We start from the raw sequence: 20607 nt of genomic DNA on the forward strand, positions 1-20607 counted from the left end.
AACGTGTTCTAGTCGATCGCAGCCAGCGGTCCGCTACGAAGGAGGAGTGATGGGCACCGAAACCGACCTCCGGCTGCGCGAGCACGTCGACCGTCTCGCCCACGAGCACCCTCCCCTGCGGATCGAGGACGTCGACTTCACCGTGCGCGACCCGCAGGCGCTCGCACAGCGCTACGGGCACGTCCTCGACTACATGGCCCGGGTCGAGCTGGAGGTGGACCGCAACGTCCTCGAGCTCACCACGATGCTGCCCGACCCGCCCCCGATCGACCGCCACTTCTACGCGGACGTGTGGCAGCCGCAGGAGATCCAGCACGGCCTGATCCTCGACCGCCTGCAGGTGGAGCTCGGCCGCCCGCCGGCCACGACCGACACCGAGACGGTGAGCCTGAAGCTGCGCCTCCTGGGCGCGCTGGCCCATCTGGACGCCTTCCAGGACGTCTGCCGGATGCTCTACTACCTCACCGGCATGGCCACCGAGCGCTCGGCGGTGCTCGCCTACAACCTGCTCCACGACGGCGTGAGCGAGCTCGGCGAGAAGGCTGTCGCGGAGACCGTGGTCGCCCCCATCCGCCGGCAGGAGCCGGGCCACTACGCGTTCTACCGGCTCTCGGCGACCGGCCTGTGGAACCGGCTCGCCGCCTGGCAGCGGTGGCTGGTCCGCCGGATGCGCACGATCTCGTTCGGCCCGGTCGGCGTCAACAACCCCTCGCAGCTGGCTGACTTCGGCGACGTGATGACGAGCCTGGGCATCACCGCGCGGGCCACCGGGTTCGCCGAGCAGGCCGTGCGGGTCGAGCGCGACCTGCTGTGGGCCCACCGGCGGGGCATGCCGGTGCCGCCGTACGTGCTCCGGGCGTTCCGGGAGGCCGTCGACCGCGCGGCGGACCGGTCCGCAGGACAGAACGTGTTCTAGCCTCCTCCACCATGGGTGCCGTCTCACTGATCGACGTCGCGCGCCAGCGTGTCCACCTGCCGCCCACGCGGATCCCGCCGGGCCGGATGGTGGAGCTGCCGGGGCGCGGCGGGTCGACGTACGTCACCGACACGCCGGGACCGCATCCCGACTCCCCCACGATCGTGCTGCTGCACGCGCTGGGCACGACCGGGCTGCTCACCTGGTTCCCGGCGATCGAGCCGCTCGCACGGCGGTTCCGGGTGGTCACCCTCGACCAGCGCTGGCACGGTCGCGGGATCCAGAGCGAGGAGCTCAGCCTCGTCGACTGCGCCGACGACGTCGCCGCACTGGTCGACGTGCTGGACCTGCGCGACGTGATCGTGGGCGGCTACTCGATGGGCTCGATCGTCGCCCAGCGGGTCTGGCGCCAGCATCCCGGGCTCGTGCAGGGGCTGGTGCTCGCGGCGACGACCGACCGGTTCCAGCTGACCGCGGCCGAACGCGGCTTCTTCCTGGGCATGGGCAGCACGATGCTGGCCCTGCGCGGCGTGTCGCGATCGCGTACGGCGGTGCGCGCGGCGCGCGCCGCGGCCCGAGGGGTCGACCTGGAGCCGTCGGACCTCCACGCCTGGGCGCTGCGCGAGTTCCGCTCGACCAGTCCGTGGGCGGTCGGCCAGGCGCTCGCGGCCCTGGGTCGGCACCACTCGCGCCCGTGGCTGTCGCGGATCGACGTACCGACCGCCGTGGTCGCGATGATGCGCGACCGGGTGATCCCGACCTCGCGGCAGCTCGCGCTCGCCCGGGCCATCCCCGGCGCGACCGTGCACGAGGTCGACGACGGGCATGCCGGCTGCGTGCTCGGCGCCGAGCGGTTCGTGCCGCGCTTCGTCGAGGCGGCGGCGACCGTCAATGCGCGGCGGCGGGATCTTCCGCGGCGGCGCGGCTGAGACGCTCCAGCTCGGCCGGGAAGTGCCGCACCAGGGCGTCGGTGTCGGGCATCGACTCCCGGCAGGCGATCGCGCCGACGTGCATCTGCCCCGCGTTGGACATCACCGTGATGTTGAGGCCGGCGCCGTGGAAGACCGGGCCGAGCGGGCAGAGCGCCTCGATCCGCGCTCCCATGAAGTAGAGCGGGATCGGCGGGCCGGGGACGTTGGAGATGACCAGGTTGTGCACGACCGGGTGCCGCTCGGCGAGGCGCAGGTTGGCGTAGGCGCGCACGGCGAGCCCGAAGGTGCGCGGGGCGGCGAACTCGGCCCAGTCCTGCAGGGCGTCGGCGCTGATCGCGTTGTGGTGCTCCTTGGCGTGCCGATTGCGCTCGGCGAGCATGCGCAGCCGCTCCAGCGGGTCGTCGACGTCGGTGCCGAGCTTGGTGAACAGCGCGGAGACCTTGTTGGCGCCGGTGGCGCGCCGCGAGCTGTCGCGCACGCTGACCGGGACGGTCGCCAGCAGCGAGGACTCCGGCAGCTCGTCGCGCTCGGCGAGGTAGGCGCGCAGCGCGCCGCCGGCGATCGCGAGCACGACGTCGTTGACCGTCGTCGCGGTCACCTTCTTGACCCGCCGGATCTCCTCGAGGTCGAGGTCGGCCACCGCGATCGAGCGGTGGGAGGTGATGGTGCCGTTGAACGAGGTCCGCGGGGCCGAGAAGGGCGCGGCCATCGCCGTACCCTGCCGGGCGCGGCCGATGCTCCTCGTGATCAGCTGCGCCGACGGCTTGAGCACCTTGACCAGGGTGACCGGCCGGGCCGCCGTACCGACGACGGCCCGGCCGAGGAGCTCGCCGCGGCCGGGGTCGCGCGGGTGCGGCTGCTGCTCGGCGACGATCGGCGCGGCGTCGGGCTCCAGGGAGCACAGGTGGGAGATCAGGTTCGATCCCGAGACGCCGTCGACGGTCGCGTGGTGCATCTTGGCGAACACGACCACCCGCTCCCCCTCGCCGCCCTCGGGGCGGTAGCCCTCGACGACCCACATCTCCCACAGGGGGCGCGAGCGGTCCAGCGGCAGGGAGGCCAGGTGGGCGCACAGCTCCATCAGCTCGGCGTAACCGCCGGGCGTCGGGAGCGCGAGCCGGTGGACGTGGCGCTCGATGTCGAAGGCCCGGTCGCGCACCCACACCGGGTGGTCGAGGCCGAGCGGGACCCCACGGACCTTGCGGGTGAACGCGGGCACGTCGCGCACCCGCAGGTCGATCTCGCGCTGGAGCACGGCGAAGGAGTACGGGGCGGTCATCGTCGCGGGATCGAGCACCATCACCGCGCACACGTGCATCAGCTGGGCGGGCGTCTCCAGATAGAGGAAGCTCGCGTCGAGCCCGGACAGCCGATCCATCTAACCCCCTAGTAGAACAGGTATCAGTTTCTCACAACGATCCCGCTACGCTCGGGTCATGGGATTCGTACGGCGCCAGCTCGTCGCCGCGGCGCTGACCGCCAACGCGATCCGGCCGCTGTCCGGCGCCCGCACCGGCATCCCGGCGTTCTTCGCCGGCTGGCTGACCGGTGAGCTCGCGCCGCACGTGCTGGGGCTCACCGCCGTCGACGCGGCCGCACACCTGCGCGGGTCGCGGCGCGACTGGCGCGGACTCGCGCTGGCCGGCCTCTCCTCCGCGGGCCTGGCCTACCTGATCGCGCAGAGCCGGCGGGCGGTCACCGACGCCGAGGACGCGCTGGTGGAGGGGCTCGGCGTCGACTACGTCGAGCAGTTGGACGCCAGGCCCACCCCCGCCGACCTGGCCACCCCGTGGCGGCGGCTGGCGAACCCGTTCGCCTTCGGCCGGGCGGCCCGCCGGGCGGGGGTCGAGGTGGCCCGCGACATCCCGTTCGCGCCGTACGGGCGGCGGGGGCTGCTCGACGTCTACACCTCCGAGGTCACGCCCGCGGCCGGTGCGCCGGTGCTGCTGCAGGTGCACGGCGGCGCCTGGACGATCGGCACCAAGGACCAGCAGGGCCTGCCGCTGATGCAGCACATGGCCGCCAGGGGCTGGGTCTGCGTCGCGATCAACTACCGGCTCGCGCCCCGCGACCCGTGGCCGGCGCAGATCGTCGACGTCAAGGCCGCGATCGCGTGGATCCGCGACAACATCGCGGAGTACGGCGGCGACCCCGACTACATCGCGATCACCGGCGGCTCCGCCGGCGGTCACCTGACCGCGCTGGCCGCGACGACGCCGAACGCGCCGGAGTTCCAGCCGGGCTTCGAGTCGGCCGACACCTCGGTCCAGGCCGCGGTCCCCTACTACGGCGTCTACGACTGGGCCGGCGCGACCGGGCTCCGCTCCGCGGAGCTGATGCGCGACAGGTTCCTCGCGCCGCGGATCGCCAAGCGCCGGTTCCGCGACGCCCCCGAGCTCTTCGAGCAGGCCTCTCCCCTGCTGCGCGTGAGCCCGGACGACCCCGACTTCTTCGTCATCCACGGCTCCCGCGACACGCTCGTGGACCCCGGACAGGCCCGTGCCTTCGTCGCGGCGCTGCGCGAGACCTCCCAGCGCACGGTCGTGTACGCCGAGCTCCCCGGCGCCCAGCACGCCTTCGACATCTTCCCGTCGATCCGGTCCCAGCACCTCGTGCGGGCCACCGACCGGTTCCTGACCTGGCATTGGAACGGGTGGTCGCGGGAGCGCGACGCGGGGTCGTCCACGGAGTCGTCCACGGAGTCGTCCACGGAGTCGTCCACGGAGTCGTCCACGGAGTCGTCCACGGAGTCGTCCACGGAGTCGTCCACGGAGTCGTCCACGGAGTCGTCCACGGAGTCGTCCACGGAGTCGTCCACAGGCTCCGCGCAGCCGGTGGCACAGGACTCCCGGCCGGTCTAGGGTCGTCGCCACGACCTACTCGGAGGAGAGCCATGACCCCTTCCAACGCCGACGTGGAGCGCCGCGTCGAGCGCAACACCAACGACATCGCCGCCATCTACGAGTTTCTGACGAAGCACGACAGCAAGCTCGCCGACCACAGCCGCCAGCTGAAGGCCATCCGACGCACCCTCGACAGTCACGGTCGCACCCTCGACAGTCACGGTCGCACCCTCGCCGACCACAGCAGTCAGCTGTCAGCCATCCGAAGCACCCTGGCCGACCACGGTCGCACTCTCGACGACCACAGCAGCCGACTGAAGACCATCCAGAGCACCCTGGCCGACCACGGCGGCCAGTTGACCGAGATCCTCAAGCGCCTGCCACCGGTGGCCTGAGCATGACGACCTCTGTCGTCCGCTGAGGAGATCGAGCGCCGCTCGGCCGAGTTCGGCCCGCAGCTCAGCAGCCGACTCGACGTGGCACCATCTCGAAGCCGCCTCGGCCCAGACGTCAGCGCGGCAGCCCCAGGATCCGCTCGCCGGCGACATTGCGCAGGATCTGGGTGGTGCCGCCGGCGATGGAGAGGCAGCGGGTGTTGAGCTGCTCCCAGACGTCGGCGGCAAGGGGGTCGGCGGACTCCTTGCCGAGGGGGCCGAGGAGGGCGAGGTCGTCGCCCTGGAGGCGGACCACGAGCTCGGCGGAGTCCTGGCGGCTGCGGACGCCGAGGAGCTTGGCGACGCTCGACTCGGCACCAGGGCCGTGGCCGCCGAGGGCGCGCAGCGTCGTGCGCACGCCGAGCAGGCCGCAGACGGTGGCCAGGGCGACCTGGCGCCCCACGGCGACCCGCTCCACCGGCGACAGGTCGCGCGAGGCGGCGAGCTCGATCGCGCGCTCGACGCTCTTGGTCAGCCGGGCGCCGGCCATGGCGACCCGCTCGTTGGCGAGCGTGGTACGCGCCAGCCGCCAGCCGTCGCCGGGCTCCGCGACGACGCAGTCGTCGGGGACGAGCACGGAGTCGAGGAAGACCTCGTTGAACAGCGCCTCGCCGGTGATCTCGCGCAGCGGCCGCACCTCGATCCCGGGCGAGCGCATGTCGACGAGGAAGTAGGTGATGCCCTTGTGCTGGGGGACGTCGGTGTCGGTGCGGGCCAGGCAGATGCCCCAGTCGGCGCGCTCGGCGACCGAGGTCCACACCTTCTGCCCGGTCAGCGACCAGCCGCCGTCCACGCGCACCGCGCGGGTGCGCAGCGAGGCAAGGTCGGAGCCGGAGCCGGGCTCGGAGAACAGCTGGCACCAGGTCAGCTCGCCGAGCAGCGAGGGCCGGACGAAGCGCTCCCGCTGCTCGTCGGTGCCGTGGGCCAGGATCGTGGGCACCGCCCAGCCGGCGATCACCAGGTCCGGCCGTACGACGCCCGCCCTCCCGAGCTCCTGGTCGATGACGATCTGCGTGGTGGGATCCGCGCCGAGCCCGTAGGGCGTGGGCCAGTGCGGTGTGAGGTACCCCGCGTCCACGAGCGCCGCGCGCTGCTCACCCGGCGGCAGGGCGGCGATCCGCTCGGCGGTGGCCCGCGCCTCCGGCCGGATCGCGAGATCGCGGCCCTCGAGGTCCACGTCGACCCGGCGGCGTACTCCGTCGACGGTGGCGGCGGTCAGTCGCTCCGCCGCGGCATCCGCCGAGCCGGCGAGGGCGCGCAGGCTGAGGGCGCGGCGCAGGTAGAGGTGGGCGTCGTGCTCGTAGGTGAACCCGATGCCGCCGAGCACCTGGATGCAGGACTTGGCGACCTCGACCGCGCCGTCGAAGCAGGTGAGGTGAGCGACGTCGACCGCGAACGACCACTGCTCGTCGTCGGAACCGTCCGCCGCGCTCGCCGCGTCCCAGGCGGCCGCGGTGACCGCCTCGGCCGTCTCGAGCATCTCGGCGCACAGGTGCTTGATCGCCTGGAAGGCACCGATCCTCTGCCCGAACTGCTCGCGCACCTTCGCGTGGTCGACCGCCGTCTCGAGGCACCAGCGGGCCACCCCGGCCGCCTCCGCCGCGGCGAGCGTGATCGCGAGCCGCCGCGCGGCCGGGTCGGCGGAGCCACGCCCGGCGCCGGGCGCGTGTCGCGCGGACAGGTCGATGCCGAGGGCGGGCGTGCCGGCCCCCGCCGTGCCGCCGTCCCAGACCACGCCGTCGTCGTGGGGCTGGATGCCGTGCCGTCCCGGGGACCGGGTCAGCACGCCGCCGACGGCCGCGCCGAGCAGCCCGCCGGGCAGCAGCTCGTGGGCGCACGCCTCCAGCGCCACCGCCTGGTCGAGGATCGTCCCCCCGCCGCCACCGTCCGCCTCGGGGACGGCGATCGCGTGGACGCCCATCTCCTCGACGGCGGCCCAGATCGTGGCGAAGCCGGCGCCGACGTCGCCCTCGGCGGCGCGGACGGCCTCCAGCGGCGACAGGCTCGCCGCCCACTTGCGCAGGCTGTCGGCGAGCTCGACCTGCTCGTCGGTGATACCGAGGGACATCCGGACTCCGCTCTCGAACTAGAACCTGTTCTAACTCTACTAGAGTGAGCGGGTGCCCGACACCGCCCCGCTCCCGATGCCGTCCGACCTGCTGGACCACGCGCGCCGCGCGAAGGGCTTCATGCCCGAGGACGAGGGCGACCTGCTGTACCGGATCGCGCTCGAGCGGCTCCCCCACGGACCGGCGCTGGAGGTCGGCACGTACTGCGGCAAGTCCGCGATCTACCTCGGCGCGGCGGCCCGGCAGGTGGGCGGGACGGTCTTCACGGTCGACCACCACCGCGGCTCGGAGGAGAACCAGGCCGGCTGGGAGCACCACGACGCCAGCGTCGTGGACCCCGAGCTCGGCCTGATGGACACCCTGGGCCAGTTCCGCAAGAACATCGCGCGCGCCGGCCTCGAAGACCAGGTCGTCGCGGTCGTCGGGCAGTCCACGACCGTGGCGGCGCACTGGCGTACGCCTCTGTCGCTGCTGTTCATCGACGGCGGCCACGGCGAGCAGCCGGCCCGCGACGACTTCGCCGGCTGGGCCCACTGGGTCGACGCCGGCGGGCTCCTCGCCATCCACGACGTCTTCCCCGACCCCGCGGACGGCGGCCGCCCGCCGTACGAGCTGATCTACCTGCCCGCCCTCGCGAGCGGCGCCTTCACCGAGGTCGCCGGCACCGGCTCGCTCCGTGTCCTGCAGCGCAGCTCAGGCGCGGCCGGAGACCCGCTCCCCTGACGGGCACTCGCACTCGAGCGCGATCTCGTCGAAGTGCGGCGCCAGCGAGGTGCCGCGCATGATCCCCGAGCCCGGGGTGGCGTGGCCGTAGGTCTCCCCCAGGGCGTCGACGGCGAGGACGACCGCGGCGGCGGTGTACGTCGTGTGCTCGTGCGGCCAGTGCACGTCGCGCGGCTCGTCAGCGGGCGCGGGCCGCGCCGGGTCGTCGTAGACCCAGCCGGTCCAGTAGCGGCCGTCGTCCTCGCGCAGGTGCTGCATGTCGGTCACCAGCTGCAGCGCCCGCCGGCTCGACGCGGGGTCGCCGATGACGTCGAGCGCCATCGCCAGCTCGCAGGTCTCCGCGCCGGTGACCCAGGGGTTGGTGTCGACGCAGTGGATCCCCAGGCCGGGTACGACGAACTCGTCCCAGCGTCGCGCGAGCAGCTCGCGCGCGGCGTCGCCGCGGACCGGGCCGCCGAGCACCGGGTAGTACCAGTCCATCGAGTACGTCGACTTGTCGGCGAACCGGTCGGCGTGCGAGCGCACCGCGTGGCCGAGCCGACCGCCGGCGAGCTCCCACTCGGGCTGCGGGTCGTCCATCAGGTCGGCGAGCGCGACCCCGGCGCGCAGCGAGTGGTAGATCGAGGAGTTGCCGGTGAGCAGGCAGAAGTCGTCGACCGGCGTCCAGCGGATGCCGCCGAAGGGCTCCTGCAGCGAGACGACGAAGTCGAGGCCGGCCCGGACCGAGGGCCAGTAGCGCTCGACGAAGCGGATGTCGCGGCGCACCAGCCAGTGGTGCCACAGCCCCACCGCGAAGTACGCCGACATGTTCACCTCGCCGCGCTCGTCCGCAGGCTTGCCGCCCACGATCTTCATCGGCCAGGAGCCGTCGGCGCGCTGCATCGTGGGCACCCAGGCGTAGGCGCGCTCGGCGGCCTCGACCTGGCCCCCGACCAGCATCGCCATCGCGGCCTCGACGTGGTTCCAGATGTCGACGTGCTCGCCGGTCGTCCACGGCACGGCGCCCCACGGCTCCTGCATCGCCGCGATCGCGGCGGCGGTGTCGGCGACCTGCTGCGCCGACAGCACGCCCTCGACGTACGGCAGCCGGCTCAGCGGGATCTCCGGCGTCACGCTCACGCGACGAGAGGCTTCCGGAAGTAGAGGACCATGCTCTTCCCGATCATCGGGTCGAGCACCTTGCCGGCCAGCCGCAGCGCCTTCGGCTGCTTCATGATCTCCCAGACCAGCAGCTTGTGGTACGCCTTGGCGAGCGGGTGAGCGTCGTTCTCGACGCCGACGGCGCACTTGATCCACCAGTACGGCGCGTGGAGGCCGTGCGTGTAGGACTTGCCCTCGAACACCATGGCGTCGCCGGGCGTGCCGTCGTTGGCGCGGCCGCCCTTGGTGACCTTGTCGACCAGCTCGTGGTCGGTGTAGATCCGGATGTGGCCGCCCTCGGCGTTGTGGTACTCGGCCGAGAGACGCCAGTTGATCACCTCGGGCAGCCAGCGGGGAACGGTCACCGCGAGGGTGCCGCCGGGCCGCAGCACGCGGATCAGCTCGCGGATCGCCGCGACGTCGTCGTGGATGTGCTCGAGCACCTCGGAGCACACGATCCGGTCGAACTCGCCGTCGCCGAAGGGCAGGGCGAGCGCGTCACCCTGCTTGACGTCGGCCTCGGCGCCCGGGGGCACCTCGCCGGCCTCCGCCATCGCGACGAACAGGTCCTTCACGCCGGCCAGCTCGTCGGCGTCGAGATCGAAGGCGATCACGTCGGCGCCGCGGCGGTACATCTCGAAGCTGTGCCGGCCGGCGCCGGCGCCCATGTCGAGGACGCGGTCGCCGGGACGCAGGCCCAGCCGGTCGAAGTCGACGGTCAGCATCGGATCAGCTCTCCTTCTTCTCGGACGCGAAGTGCTCTTCGCGGTGGGCCTCGATGACCTTCTCGTACGCCGCGGCGACCTTCACCGCGACCGCGCGCCAGCTGAACTGCTCCTCGACCCGCCTGCGGCCGGCGGCGCCCATCCGGGCCCGGCGCTCGGGGTCGTCGAGCATCCGCTCCAGGGCGTGCAGCAGCTCGCCGACGTCGCCGGGCGTGACCAGGTCGGCGCACTCGCCGTCGTCGCCGACGACCTCGGGGATCGCGCCGGCGCGGGAGACGATGAGCGGCGTGGCGCAGGCCATCATCTCGGCGGTCGGCAGCGAGAAGCCCTCGTAGAGCGAGGGCACGCAGGCGACCTCGGCCGAGCCCATCAGCTCGACCAGCTCGTCGTCGGTCAGGCCGTGGGCGAACCGGACGGCGTCGCCGATGCCGAGCTTCTCGATCAGCTTCTCGGTGCGGCCGCCGGGCGCCGGGCGGGTGACGAGCACCAGCTCGACGTCACGCTCGGTGCGGAGCTTGGCGAACGCCTCGAGCAGCGTGGCGATGCCCTTCATGGGCGCGTCGGCGCTGGCCATCGCCATGATCCGGCCGGGCACCCGCGGCTTGGTCGGTGGCACGAAGTTGTCGTCGACGCCGAGCAGGATGACCTGCATCCGCGCGGGATCGACGCCGAAGTCGCGGGCGATGTCGCGCTTGGACGCCTCGGACGGGGTCAGGATCCAGCGGGCCCGCCTGGCGACGTACGCCTGCATCCGCAGGAAGCCGTACCAGCGCCGCAGCGTGAGCTTCCGCCACGGGTTGCGGGTCTGCGCCAGGTCGATGCGCCGGTCGAAGGTGATCGGGTGGTGAATGGTGGTGATCAGCGGGAGGCCGGCCGCCTGCTCGATGTCGAGCATGCCGTGGCCGAGCACCTGGTTGTCGTGGGCGATGTCGAAGTCGTCGCGGCGCTCGGCGAGGACCTTCACGACCCGCCGCGCGAAGGTGCGGGGCTCGGGGAACCCGGCCAGGCACATGATCGCGAACTCCTGGACGTCGATCCGGTCGCGGAACTCCCGCAGCTTGGGCACCCGGAACGGGTCGGGCTCGCGGTAGAGGTCGAGGCTCGGCACCTTGGTGAGGGCGACGCCCTCGTCGAGCTCGGGATAGGGCTGGCCGGAGAACACCTCGACCGTGTGACCCAGCCGGGTGAGCTCACGGCTCAGGTGACGCAGGTACACCCCCTGCCCACCGACATGGGTCTTGCTGCGGTAGGACAACATCGCGATCCGCACAGGTACCTCTCCCCAAGGCCTTGCTCCCGGGGAGCAGTCCGAAACAAAAACGTAGTGGAACGTGTTCCAAATTATGCGCTACCTGCCAGTAGCCTATCCACTGGGTCCACAACGGCCCGACTCTTCACCGCACCGCAGGGGGACTTCCCGTGACCATCGCGAACCCGTCCACGTCCGACGATCTGGGATCGGCCGCACAGCGGGAGCGCCGCAAGCGAATCCTCGACGCGACCTACGACCTCGCCAAGTCCGGCGGCTTCGACGCCGTGCAGATGCGCGCGGTCGCCGAGCAGGCGGACGTGGCGCTCGGCACGCTGTACCGGTACTTCCCGTCCAAGATCCACCTGCTCGTCTCGGCGCTCGGCCGCCAGTTCGAGGACGCCGCCGCGCGGCTCAACGAGCGCGAGATCCCCGGCGACACGCAGGCCGAGCGGGTGCTGTACGTCCTCAAGCGGATGGCCCGCGGCATGCAGGGCGACCCCAAGCTCACCGAGGCGCTCACCCGCGCCTTCATGTTCGCCGACAGCAGCGTGACCAACGAGATCCACGTCGTCGGCATGGCCATGACCTCGATCGTCACCCACGCCATGCACGGCGGCGTGCCCGACGAGGGGGCGCTGACCGACGAGGACGTCGCCATCGCGCGCGTCATCGGCGACGTCTGGCTCTCGGCGCTGGTGGCCTGGGTGACCGGCCGCTCCACGGCCACGGAGACCGCGGCGCACATGGAGACCGCCGTCGGCCTCATCCTGCGCGACTGAGCTCTTCGGGCCGAGCGTGTCGGCCTGACCCACGCCGGTCACGCGCCGAAGGCATGGGTCGAGGTGACGCCGCCGTCGACCGCGATCTCGGCGCCGTTGATGTACGACGACTCGTCGCTGGCCAGGAAGACGTAGACCGGCGCGATGTCCTCCGGGTGGCCGACCCGGCGCAGCGGCACCTTGCTGGCGCCGTACTCCATCGCGGCGTCGCCGCCGTGCACCCGGGTCATCGGGGTGTCGATCATCCCGGGGTGCACCGAGTTGACCCGGATCCCCTTCGGGCCGAGCTCCATCGCGGCGCACTTGGTCATGCCGCGGATCGCCCACTTGGTGGCGGCGTACGCCGTGCACGACGGCATGCCCGCGAGGCCCTCGACGGACGAGGCGTTGATGATCGAGCCGCCGCCTGCCTTGCGCATGGTGCGGCTGACCGCCTGCATGCCGAGGAAGACGCCGAGCTGGTTGACCCGCCACAGCAGCTCGACCTCCTCGGCGGGCATCCGCTCGATGTCGCCGAAGCGGAGGATGCCGGCGTTGTTGGCCAGCACGTTCACCGGCCCGAAGCGGCTGGTGGCGTCCTCGACCAGCGACGCCCAGGAGGCGGCGTCGCTCACGTCGTGGTGCGCGAAGTGCGCACTCTCACCGAGCTCGTCGGCCAGCGCCTGCCCCTGCTCCTTGGCGACATCGGCGATGACGACCCGGGCTCCCTCGGCGACGTACGCGCGGGCGATCTCGGCGCCCTGGCCCATCGCGGCGCCGGTGACGATGGCGATCTTGTTGTCCAGGCGTCCCACGCTCAGACCTCTCAGTTCGGGGCGGCAGCGTGGCGCGCAGCGACACGCTCGCCCAATCGAAGTTGCATGATCGAGTCGGCGGCGAAGCCGACGTTCGGGTCCCGGCCGGCGAAGAAGCCGCCGAGCTGCTTGTCGAGGTCGTCCGCGGTCCACAGGTCGCCGGCGGCGTCGAACCGCTCCTCCACGACGGGCGCGGCGACGACGGCCACCATGCCGCCGTACACGACCATCACCTGGCCGGTGATCCGCTCCGCGGCCGGCGAGGCGAGGTAGGCGACCAGCGGTGCGACATGGTCGGGCGAGTACGGGTCCACCGCCTTGCCTGAGGCGTCCTCGCCGAAGACCTGCGCGGTCATCGCGGTCCGCGCCCGGGGGCAGATCGCGTTGGCGCGCACGCCGATCCTCGCCAGCCCGCGGGCCGTCGAGAGGGTCAGGGCCGCGATGCCGGCCTTGGCGGCGGCGTAGTTGGCCTGGCCCGGCGAGCCGCCGAGGAAGGCCTCGGAGGCGGTGTTGACGATGCTGCCGTAGACGGTGCCCGACTCGCTCTCCTTGGCCTTGCCGCGCCAGTACGCCGCGGCGTTGCGCGAGAGCAGGAAGTGGCCGCGCAGGTGGACGGCGATGACCGCGTCCCACTCCTCGTCGGCCAGGTTGAAGAGCATCCGGTCCCGGGTCATGCCGGCGTTGTTGACGACGATGTCGAGGCCGCCGAGCCGCTCGACGGCCGCGGCCACCATGGCGTCGGCGGTGGCGCGCTCGCTCACGTCGCCGGGTACGACGACCGCCTCGCCCCGAGCGAGCGGATCTCCTCCGCGGCCTCGTCCCCGGCGCCCGGCAGGTCGTTGACCACGACCCGGGCACCGGCCCGGGCCAGTGCGACCGCCTCGGCCCGGCCGAGCCCGGCTCCGGCGCCGGTGACGACGGCGACCTTCCCGTCGAGGCTGGTGGTCGTGCTCACGCGTCGTCCTCCACGAGGGTGATGGCCGCGCGCGGGCAGGCCGCGACGGCGCGCTTGACGTTGTCGACGTTCTCGTCGGTGGTGTGCTCGGTGTGCAGCTGGAGGAAGTCGTCGTCGTCCAGCTCGAACACCTCGGGGGCCATCGCCTCGCACAGCCCGTTGGACTCGCACAGGTCGAAGTCGACCTTGATCAACATGTCGTCGCCCTCTCAGAAAGCATGGTCAGGTCATCTTCCGGTGGTCCCACGACGCGACCCGGTCGGGGTGGATGATCACGCCCACCCGCTTGGTCGCCTGCTTCGCCACGGTCTGCGCGCCGATCTCCCCGAGCGCCTCGAAGGAGTCGACGCCGAACATCCGCACGGACACCGCCCTGCCGATCTCCAGGATCCGGTCGTGGTCGTGCACGATCTCGGCGCGTCCCTCGATGGAGACGCCGCGCAGCTCGAAGTAGTCGGTGCCGTCCTCGACCAGCGCGGTCACCCGCGGGTCGCGCTCGAGGTTGCGGATCTTCTGGCTGCGGCCGTACGTCCAGAAGGCGATCCGCCCGTCCTGGACGACGTAGAAGAGCGTGGTCAGGTGCGGGAAGCCGTCGCGGCCGTTGGCCGCCACCTGCACCTTGACGTTCTCCTGGAGCAGCCCCTGCACCTCCTCCTCGGTCAGTCTCACCTGGTCGCGTCCTGCGCTCACGGGTAGCTCAGCTCCCTTCCGAGGAGTGTCCGGGGAACACGTGGGCGGTCGGGTCGATGACCACCGCCGCGTTGTTGACGGCGGTGGCCGCCTCGCCGAAGCCGACGGCGATCAGCCGGACCTTGCCGGGATACTCCGTGATGTCGCCGGCGGCGAACACCCGCGGCAGGTTGGTCCGCATCGAGGAGTCGACGACGAGATGACGGCGGTGGGTCTCCAGGCCCCACTGCTGGAGCGGCCCGAGGTCGGCGACGAAGCCGAGCGCGGCGACGACCGCCTGGGCGGGCAGCACGCGCGGGGCGCCGTCGACGACCAGCTCGACCTCGGCGAGCGGGCCGGTCGTGCCGCCGCCGGCGTCGCGGAGGGCGGCGACCTCGGCCTTGGTGACGATCGCCGCCGAGGAGGCCCGGACCTGCTCGACGGTGCGCTGGTGGGCGCGGAACGCGTCGCGGCGGTGCACGAGGGTGACCGAGCGCGCGATCGGCTCGAGGTGGATCGCCCAGTCGAAAGCGCTGTCGCCGCCGCCGACGATGACGACGTCCTGGTCGCGGTAGGGCTCGAAGCCGGGGACGAAGAACTCCACGCCGCGACCGACCCAGCCGTCCGCCGCCGGCAGCCGGCGCGGGCTGAACTTGCCGATCCCGGCCGTGACGATCAGCGCCCGGGCGCGCACCGCGCTGCCGTCGTCGAGGGTCAGGGTGAGGCCGTCGTCGTCGGTCGCCAGGCCCGCGGCGGTGCGGCCGAGCAGCTGGACCGGGTCGGCGGTGAGCGCCTGGGCGACCAGGCCCTCGACCAGGTCGCGGCCCTTGACGCTCGGGAAGCCGGCGACGTCGAGGATCGCCTTCTCCGGGTACATCGCGGTGATCTGGCCGCCGAGCTCGGGCAGGGAGTCGATCAGCGCGACCCGCATCCCGCGGAAGCCCGCGTAGTAGGTAGCGAAGAGACCGGTCGGTCCGGCGCCGACCACAGCCAGGTCGCAGTCCACGATGCTCGCTCCTGGGGTGGCCACGACAGAACTGTAACGTGTTCTAGTTCGTCTTGTCTTGCTCGGGGGCTCCCGAGGTGTCCTGCTGGGGCGCGGCGGACGGGTCGTCCGTCTCGATGCCGTCCACCAGCCAGCCGTGGTCGGTGTGGACCATGGTCATCAGCATCTTGTACGGCGTCACGACGGTCTCCGGCTTGCCGTCGCGCTCGCGCTGCACGACCTGGTTGAGGAAGACCAGCGCCTCCAGCCGGGTCCGGTTGGCCCGCACCACGCCCTGGGCGACCACGCTGGCCTGGACCACCGTCTTCTGCGCGACGGCCTGCTCCTTGACGTCGCCGATCGTCGTGCGGAACTGCTCCTCGAACCGGTCCGTCATCAGGTCGGCCGCCTTGTCGACCTCCTCGTCGTACTTGGCGTAGTCGACGGAGACGATCTCCTGGGCGGCCTTCGCCGCCGCCTCGACACCGTCGCGGACCTGCAGCTGGGCGGCGACCACCGGCCGGCCCTTCGGGACGACGAGGGCCCCGGACCCGTCGGTCGCCCGGGCGGGCGGCTCGTCGTCGTCGCGGACGTGGTCGACGACGAGGATCGCGAACTCGGCGACCAGCGCGATCGTCACCAGCGCGAGGACGGCGATCAGCACCCGGGTCGTGCGCGGCCGGGCGAGGATGCCGGGGACACGCTCCGAGGACGGTCCGAGCTCCGACTCGGCCGGCGCATCGACGGTCTCCTCCGTCGGCTCGCCGGAAGCCTCGCCGGGAGTCTCCTGAGGGGTCTCCTCGAGGCCCTCCTCGGCGGACGGCGGGCGCCCGGTGCCGGCCTGGCCGGCGATCCGGCGCGGCCGGGGCGTCTGTCCGCGGGAGCTGGCGGGCTTGCGGGGGGTGGGGCGGCTCATCTCTTCCTCGTCCTGCTTCGGTCCTGCACGCTCAGCCCAGCGCGACGTACTGGAGGTCCTTGGTCAGCCAGCGACCGTCCTCCAGCACCAGCTCGAGCTGGATCCGGTAGTTGCGGGCCTCCGGCTGGAAGTCGGTCGTCTTGTTCTTGACCGTGCCGCTGGTGGCGACGATGGCCGTCGCGGTGTCGTCGTCCCCGGCGACCAGGCCGGCCCAGACGACCTTGGCGACCATGTCGGACTGCGCCTCGGTGGCGAGCTTCTCGAGGTCCTTCGCGCCCTCGGTGTACTGCGAGAGGAACTCGCCGGTCGCCATCGACTTCACGGCCTCGATGGTGCGCTGCGGCTCCTGGTAGCTGAAGTTCACGAACGCGGTGACCATCTTGCTCGCGGCCTCGAGCTGGGCGGCGGTGCGCTCCTGCTCGGCGTCGCCGGCCAGCGGCACCGCCTCGACCAGCCCGCGGCCGACGTCCTGGCCGACGCCGGGCACGACGTCGGTGCCGTTGACCTCGTTGTCCGAGGTGCTGACGTGGAGGTACAGCAGCAGGAGGGCCACGCAGCCGCACAGCACCGTGGCCGCGTAGAGGGCGATGTTGAGGCGGACCCGGCTCGTCCCGTCCGTCACTTGCTCGCCACCGGACCGACCAACAGCCACTTCCACGCATCCCCTCCCAGGACGGACAGGTTCTCCGGCTGCCGCAGCGTGACCGGGCTCCCCTCGGTGTCGACCAGCCCGGGCACCTGGCCGGTGGACGGATCGTAGGTGCCACTGTAGACGCGTCCGGGCGAGGCCCGGTTCTTCCGGTTGCCCGGCGCGTACTTGCTCCCCCGCATCACGTACGGCGGCCCCGCCGTGCAGCTGACGTCGGCCGGCACGGCGTCGGTCAGGTCCTGCGTCGAGCGCCACTGCGAGGGGGGCACGTAGCCCTGCGTGCACGGTGGCACGCTGTAGTCGAACTGGAGGTTGACGTGGCCCCAGCCGTCGGCGGTGCTGCCGGTGGGACCGCCGGCGATCAGGGCCGGGTAGGTCACGAGCAGCTGCTCGATGCCGTCGAGCTCGCTGACGAGCACCTGGTCCACGGTGATCAGGTCGCCGAGGAGCACGGGCATCGTCGGCTCCAGCTGCTCGAGGAGCTTGGTGAGGGCCCTGGCGGCGCCCGGCGTGGCGCTGAGCACGGTGCGCAGGTCGCCGTCGCTCCCGCGCAGCGCGGTGGTGAGCGTGTTGAGGTCCGCGGCGAACCGGCGGATGTTCTCCTTCTGGCCCTTCTGGGTCCGCAGCACGGCCAGGCCGCTGTCGAGCAGGGCGATGGTCTCCTCGGTGTGGGCGCTGGCCTCGGCGATGAAGGCCGAGCCGCCGTCGAGCAGCCGCTGCAGGTCGGCGCCGGTGTCGGTGAACATCAGCCCGAGCTCCTCGACGACCTTCTCCAGGCTCTCCTTGTCGACCGAGTCGACGAACCGGCTGAGGTCGATCAGCAGGTCGCCCTCGTCGACGGGCAGGGAGCGCTCGTCGCCGGAGAAGCTCGAGCCGTCGCGGGCGTAGGGCCCCGACTCGTCGGCCGGCTGGAAGTCGAGGTACTGCTCGCCGACGGCGGAGAGGTTGTGGACGAACATCTGCGCGTCCAGCGGGAGCCGGGTGTCGTGCTCGAGGTCGAGGGTGAGGTCGACGCCCTCCTCGGTGGCGTCCATCCGCGAGACGCGGCCGATCTTCACGCCGCGGTAGGTGACCTCGCTGCCCTCGAACAGGCCGCCGGAGCCCGGGAGGCTCGCGGTGACGGTGATGCCGCGCCCGGTGGCCCGGTCGACCAGGCCGAGATAGCTCGCGGCGATGTAGGTGACGCCGACGGCGCTGAGCACCACGAACGCCATCAGCCGGATCCGCACGCCCCTGCTCATGCCGTGCCTCCGCCCAGGAGGTCCGCGGTGGAGGTCCGGTGGGCCGACGGCTGCGCGCCGGTCAGCCCCTTGAGGAGGCCGCCGAGCGGTCCGTTGGGGCCGAGCAGGCCGTTGCCGCCGCCGAGCAGGCCGCCGAGGTCGATATTGGGCAGCGAGGTGAGCAGCTTGCACACCGGGCTGTCCTTGATCGTCGGGTCCTGGCACTTGGTCTGCAGGTCCTGGAGCAGGTTGACGTCGGCGAGCACCTTCAGGCAGGCGGCGCTGGTGAGGCTGCCGCTCTTGAGGCACTTGCTCACCTGGTCGAGGACCTGGCCGAGGTCCGGCAGCTGGATCTCGGGGAGCCCGAGCGTCTTGTAGAGGTTCTCGAAGTTGAGGTCGGCCCGGATGATCGTGTCGGCGTAGTCGCCCTGGACGATGTTGTTGGCCGCCTGCGGGAACGGGAAGCTGACCAGCAGGTTGAGCCCGGGCGCGAGCTGCTCGTCGGCCTCGGTCAGCTTGCGCAGGATCGGGCTGAGGTCCTCGAGGATCTCGAGCACGTCCTTCTTGCTGGCGTTGATCACCCGGGTGCCGACCTGGCCGAGCCGGTCGAGGGAGCGGAGCATCTCGATCAGCTCGTCGTGCTGGGCGGCGAGGACCTCGACCGCCGGGCCGACGGCGTCGAGGGCGTCGCCGATCGTCTTCTTCTCCGCGTTGAGCGTCGCGGTGAGGTTGTTGAGCGACTCCAGCGCCTGGATGATGTCGACCTTCTGCTGGTCGATCGTGCCGACGACCGAGTCCAGCGAGGACAGCAGGCTGCGCAGCCGGTCCTCGCGTCCCGACATCACCAGGTTGGCCTCGCGGGTGATGGTGCCGAGCTGGGCGACGCCGCCGCCGCTGAGGAGGAAGGAGAGCGCACCGAGCACCTCCTCGACCTCCGGGTTGCGGCCGGTCTTCGCGAGCGCGATCTCGTCGCCCGCACCCAGCCGGCCGGTGGGCGCCTCCTGCTTCGGCGCCTCGAGGGCGACGTACTTCTCGCCGAGGAGGGAGACCTGCCGGATGTCGGCGATCGCGTTGTCGGGCAGCTTGACGTCGTCGCGCAGCCGCAGGGTGACCTTGGCGTTCCACCCGGACCGCTCGACCTCGGTGACCTCGCCGACGACGACGTCGTCGACCATCACCGGCGAGCGCGGGACGACGTTGAGGACGTCCTTGAAGTACGCCGTCACCTCGAACGCCCGGTCGGCGTCGACCGGGTGACCGGGCAGGGGCAGGTCGTAGGCGCCGTCGAAGTCGCTGCAGCCGGTGAGCAGCGCGGTGCCGAGGAGCAGCGCCACGAGGCCGCGCCAGCGGCGGCCGACGGTCCGGAGTGCGCTCACGAGCCACCTCCCAGCAGGGTCCGGACCGAGGCGTCCTCGCCGGTGGAGTAGGAGACGTCGGTGATCTCCGGCACCTGGATGCCCTTCTTCGTGGCCGCCTGCTTCGGCAGGTACGTCTTGTACTCGGGCGGCAGCCAGGGCAGCTTGGTGACGATCGGCTCGATCAGCTTCTCGATCAGGTCGCAGGCGGTGTCCTTGAGCGCCGCCGGCATCGACGGGTGCTGCTGGATGAAGGCGCAGATCAGCCCGTCGACGTCCCAGACCAGTCCGCCGATGGCCATCCGGGAGTTCTGGCTGCCGCTGACGTGGTCGAAGCCCATGTGCAGGTTGCCCATCGCGACCGGCGCGATCCGCACGGCGGTCTCGATGTTGTCCTTCTCGGAGGCGATCGTGCTCATCACGTCGGTGAGCTTGCGGACGTCGGCGACCAGCGCCTCGCGGTTGTCGCGCACGAAGCCCTTCACGCTGCCGACCGCCTTGGCGACCGCCGCGACCGCCTGCTGCAGCTCGTCGCTCTCCTCGGCGAGCATCGCGGACACGCCGGTGAGGTCCTCCATGAAGGCGCGCACCAGGGTGTCGTTCTCGGCGAGGGTCGTGGTGAACTTCGCGAGCTGGGTGACGGTCTCGAACAGCGGGCCGGCGCCGTCGCCGAAGGTCTGCGCCGCCTCGGCGAGGTCGCGGATCATCTGGTTGCCCCGGGCGCCCTGGCCCGCGAACGCCTTGTTGCCGGCCTCGAGCAGATGGTCGAGAGTGCCGTCGGCGTTGACGCCGTTGGGGCCGAGCGCCCGGGTGAGCGACTGGAGGCTGCTGTAGATGCGGTCCAGCTCGACCGGCACGGCGGTCTCGGGCAGCGCGATGTCCGCACCGCTCGCCATCACGTCGCCGCCCTGGTAGACGGGGGTCAGCTGGACGAAGCGGTCGGCGACCAGGGTCGGGGTCACGATGACGGCCTGCGCCTTCGCCGGGACCCGGTACGACGCGTCGTACTCCATCTCGACCCGCACCGAGTTGCCCTCGGGGATCACCGCGGTGACGCGGCCGACGTTGACCCCGAGGATCCGCACGTCGGTGCCCTTGTAGACGCTGACGGCGCGCGGGAAGTGCGCGGTGACGGTCTTCATCTCCGCCGGCGAGCGGACCAGGTTGACCGCCACGGCGACCAGGAGCACCGCCCCGAGGAGGGCGAGCACCCGGCGGTCGATGCGCTTGAGGACGGCGGACACCATCGCG

At 72.0% G+C, this 20607-nt stretch carries 20 protein-coding genes and 1 pseudogene; 6 read left to right on the forward strand and 15 right to left on the reverse strand.

What is annotated here, in order from left to right; translation table 11 throughout:
- Positions 1 to 49 precede the first annotated feature (49 nt).
- Entirely contained in the window at positions 50 to 916 is an 867-nt protein-coding gene (locus FIV44_RS00165) for a GTP-binding protein LepA (RefSeq protein ID WP_141002734.1), read from the forward strand.
- Positions 917 to 927: 11 nt separating this feature from the next.
- Entirely contained in the window at positions 928 to 1845 is a 918-nt protein-coding gene (locus FIV44_RS00170) for an alpha/beta fold hydrolase (RefSeq protein WP_141002735.1), read from the forward strand.
- Here FIV44_RS00170 and FIV44_RS00175 read toward each other — a convergent pair.
- On the reverse strand, positions 1805 to 3226 hold the full coding sequence (locus tag FIV44_RS00175) for a WS/DGAT/MGAT family O-acyltransferase (protein WP_141002736.1): 1422 nt from the start codon (positions 3224 to 3226) through the stop codon (positions 1805 to 1807). The genes FIV44_RS00170 and FIV44_RS00175 overlap by 41 nt on opposite strands.
- 58 nt (positions 3227 to 3284) lie before the next feature.
- Between FIV44_RS00175 and FIV44_RS00180 the strand changes: the two genes are divergently transcribed.
- Positions 3285 to 4709 (forward strand): alpha/beta hydrolase, encoded by a 1425-nt coding sequence (locus FIV44_RS00180; RefSeq protein ID WP_141002737.1) that lies wholly within the window; start codon positions 3285 to 3287, stop codon positions 4707 to 4709.
- 53 nt (positions 4710 to 4762) lie between these two features.
- Positions 4763 to 5086, forward strand: a complete 324-nt coding sequence (locus FIV44_RS00185) for an Mce/MlaD family protein (protein WP_141002738.1) — start codon at positions 4763 to 4765, stop codon at positions 5084 to 5086.
- A 115-nt stretch (positions 5087 to 5201) separates the two neighbouring features.
- On the opposite strand, the gene FIV44_RS00190 is transcribed toward FIV44_RS00185, so the two are convergent.
- Entirely contained in the window at positions 5202 to 7193 is a 1992-nt protein-coding gene (locus FIV44_RS00190) for an acyl-CoA dehydrogenase family protein (RefSeq protein WP_141002739.1), read from the reverse strand.
- Between the two features lie 52 nt (positions 7194 to 7245).
- Between FIV44_RS00190 and FIV44_RS00195 the strand changes: the two genes are divergently transcribed.
- Positions 7246 to 7917: a class I SAM-dependent methyltransferase gene (locus FIV44_RS00195; RefSeq protein ID WP_246086730.1), complete on the forward strand. Its 672-nt coding sequence runs from the start codon at positions 7246 to 7248 to the stop codon at positions 7915 to 7917.
- On the opposite strand, the gene FIV44_RS00200 is transcribed toward FIV44_RS00195, so the two are convergent.
- The 3 genes from FIV44_RS00200 to FIV44_RS00210 are packed head-to-tail and all read right to left on the reverse strand — an operon-like array spanning position 7888 to position 11040.
- Positions 7888 to 9036, reverse strand: a complete 1149-nt coding sequence (locus tag FIV44_RS00200) for a prenyltransferase (protein ID WP_141002740.1) — start codon at positions 9034 to 9036, stop codon at positions 7888 to 7890. The genes FIV44_RS00195 and FIV44_RS00200 overlap by 30 nt on opposite strands.
- On the reverse strand, positions 9033 to 9782 hold the full coding sequence (locus tag FIV44_RS00205) for a class I SAM-dependent methyltransferase (protein WP_141002741.1): 750 nt from the start codon (positions 9780 to 9782) through the stop codon (positions 9033 to 9035). Before FIV44_RS00205 ends, FIV44_RS00200 begins: the two co-directional genes overlap by 4 nt.
- Before the next feature lie 4 nt (positions 9783 to 9786).
- Positions 9787 to 11040: a glycosyltransferase family 4 protein gene (locus tag FIV44_RS00210; RefSeq protein WP_246086731.1), complete on the reverse strand. Its 1254-nt coding sequence runs from the start codon at positions 11038 to 11040 to the stop codon at positions 9787 to 9789.
- Positions 11041 to 11201: 161 nt separating this feature from the next.
- Here FIV44_RS00210 and FIV44_RS00215 point away from each other — a divergent pair, with 161 nt between their 5' ends.
- Complete coding sequence (locus FIV44_RS00215) at positions 11202 to 11813, forward strand: TetR family transcriptional regulator (protein WP_141002743.1); 612 nt, start codon at positions 11202 to 11204, stop codon at positions 11811 to 11813.
- 38 nt (positions 11814 to 11851) lie between these two features.
- Here FIV44_RS00215 and FIV44_RS00220 read toward each other — a convergent pair whose 3' ends face one another.
- The 10 genes and pseudogenes from FIV44_RS00220 to FIV44_RS00265 form a co-directional block, all read right to left on the reverse strand.
- Positions 11852 to 12607, reverse strand: a complete 756-nt coding sequence (locus tag FIV44_RS00220; protein ID WP_141002744.1) for a glucose 1-dehydrogenase — start codon at positions 12605 to 12607, stop codon at positions 11852 to 11854.
- An 11-nt stretch (positions 12608 to 12618) separates the two neighbouring features.
- Positions 12619 to 13562: pseudogene (locus FIV44_RS00225) on the reverse strand (3-oxoacyl-ACP reductase).
- Positions 13559 to 13759 (reverse strand): ferredoxin, encoded by a 201-nt coding sequence (locus tag FIV44_RS00230; protein ID WP_141002745.1) that lies wholly within the window; start codon positions 13757 to 13759, stop codon positions 13559 to 13561. The pseudogene FIV44_RS00225 and the gene FIV44_RS00230 overlap by 4 nt, the downstream one beginning before the upstream one ends.
- 25 nt (positions 13760 to 13784) lie before the next feature.
- Positions 13785 to 14231: a pyridoxamine 5'-phosphate oxidase family protein gene (locus tag FIV44_RS00235; protein WP_246086732.1), complete on the reverse strand. Its 447-nt coding sequence runs from the start codon at positions 14229 to 14231 to the stop codon at positions 13785 to 13787.
- Positions 14232 to 14259: 28 nt separating this feature from the next.
- Positions 14260 to 15261 carry an NAD(P)/FAD-dependent oxidoreductase gene (locus FIV44_RS00240; protein WP_246086733.1) on the reverse strand — a complete coding sequence of 334 codons (1002 nt, stop codon included), beginning with the start codon at positions 15259 to 15261 and terminating at the stop codon, positions 14260 to 14262.
- A gap of 19 nt (positions 15262 to 15280) precedes the next feature.
- Positions 15281 to 16132: a hypothetical protein gene (locus FIV44_RS00245; RefSeq protein WP_141002747.1), complete on the reverse strand. Its 852-nt coding sequence runs from the start codon at positions 16130 to 16132 to the stop codon at positions 15281 to 15283.
- 31 nt (positions 16133 to 16163) lie between these two features.
- Complete coding sequence (locus FIV44_RS00250; protein ID WP_141002748.1) at positions 16164 to 16754, reverse strand: hypothetical protein; 591 nt, start codon at positions 16752 to 16754, stop codon at positions 16164 to 16166.
- Positions 16751 to 18022: an MCE family protein gene (locus FIV44_RS00255; protein WP_141002749.1), complete on the reverse strand. Its 1272-nt coding sequence runs from the start codon at positions 18020 to 18022 to the stop codon at positions 16751 to 16753. The genes FIV44_RS00250 and FIV44_RS00255 overlap by 4 nt, the downstream gene beginning before the upstream one ends.
- Positions 18019 to 19377, reverse strand: a complete 1359-nt coding sequence (locus FIV44_RS00260) for an MCE family protein (protein WP_141002750.1) — start codon at positions 19375 to 19377, stop codon at positions 18019 to 18021. Before FIV44_RS00260 ends, FIV44_RS00255 begins: the two co-directional genes overlap by 4 nt.
- The gene (locus tag FIV44_RS00265; protein ID WP_246086972.1) at positions 19374 to 20603 is read right to left on the reverse strand and encodes an MCE family protein; all 1230 of its coding nucleotides are present in this window, start codon (positions 20601 to 20603) and stop codon (positions 19374 to 19376) included. Before FIV44_RS00265 ends, FIV44_RS00260 begins: the two co-directional genes overlap by 4 nt.
- Positions 20604 to 20607: the final 4 nt, after the last annotated feature.

Origin of the sequence: Nocardioides humi (assembly GCF_006494775.1) — a bacterium.
Lineage (GTDB): Bacteria > Actinomycetota > Actinomycetes > Propionibacteriales > Nocardioidaceae > Nocardioides > Nocardioides humi.